The sequence below is a fragment of the Alistipes sp. CHKCI003 genome (assembly GCF_900021155.1).
GTDB lineage: Bacteria > Bacteroidota > Bacteroidia > Bacteroidales > Rikenellaceae > Alistipes > Alistipes excrementavium.
This window is the reverse complement of the sequence record NZ_FCNT01000038.1, coordinates 1-814: the sequence shown is the minus strand read 5'-3', so window position 1 is coordinate 814 and position 814 is coordinate 1. Positions and strand designations below refer to the sequence as shown.

The following is an 814-nucleotide window of genomic DNA, read 5'->3' as shown; positions in this document are numbered from 1 at the left end:
GGCAGTACAGCCCGTCGTGCTGGCGGCGGGCGTGCGGCACGGTGATGCAGGAGGGATACGTCTTTTCGGATACCATAGCCGGTAACATCGGCGTCTCGGACGATCGGCCCGACATGGAGCGGGTGCGCCGTGCCACGCGCATCGCCAACATCGACACCTTCATCGACGCGCTGCCCTTGGGCTACAACACCAAGATCGGCGCCGACGGACACGGACTGAGCGTCGGACAGAAACAGAGGCTTCTGATCGCGAGGGCAGCCTACAAGGAGGCAAAGTACCTCTTCTTCGACGAGGCGACCAACTCTTTGGACGCCAACAACGAACGCACGATCATGGAGCGGCTCGACCGGCTCTTCGAGAACAAGACGGTCGTGGTGGTGGCGCACCGCCTCTCGACGGTCCGCAATGCCGACAAGATCGTCGTGCTGGACCGCGGACGCATCGTCGAACAGGGCACGCACGAGGAACTAACCGCAAAAAAAGGATATTATTACGAACTGGTGAGAAATCAGTTGGAATTGGGAAATTAAGCATGGAGGAGCAATTATGCCTGTCAGACACGATACTTTTCACAGCGAAGAGGCCCAGTCGATTCTGGGTCGTGCGCCGTCGTGGGTGGTGCGATGGGGCGTAACGGTGGTTTTCTGCATCTTCGGCGGAATCCTGCTGGGGTGCTACTTCATCAAATACCCCGATACGATCGAGGCTCCGGCGGTCATCACGACCGTCAATCCGCCCTCCGATCTGGTGGCGCGCTACGACGGGCTGATCGACACGCTCTGCGTCAGCGACCGTGAGCGCGTCGAACGGGGAG

At 60.1% G+C, this 814-nt stretch carries 1 protein-coding gene and 1 pseudogene; both read left to right on the top strand.

The features are described 5' to 3' along the window. A partial coding sequence (locus tag BN3659_RS05015) for an ATP-binding cassette domain-containing protein (RefSeq protein WP_141682496.1) occupies positions 1-530 on the top strand: 530 nt, incomplete at its 5' end. Between the two features lie 16 nt (positions 531-546). Then, positions 547-814, top strand: a pseudogene (locus tag BN3659_RS05010) (HlyD family secretion protein); the annotation flags it as partial.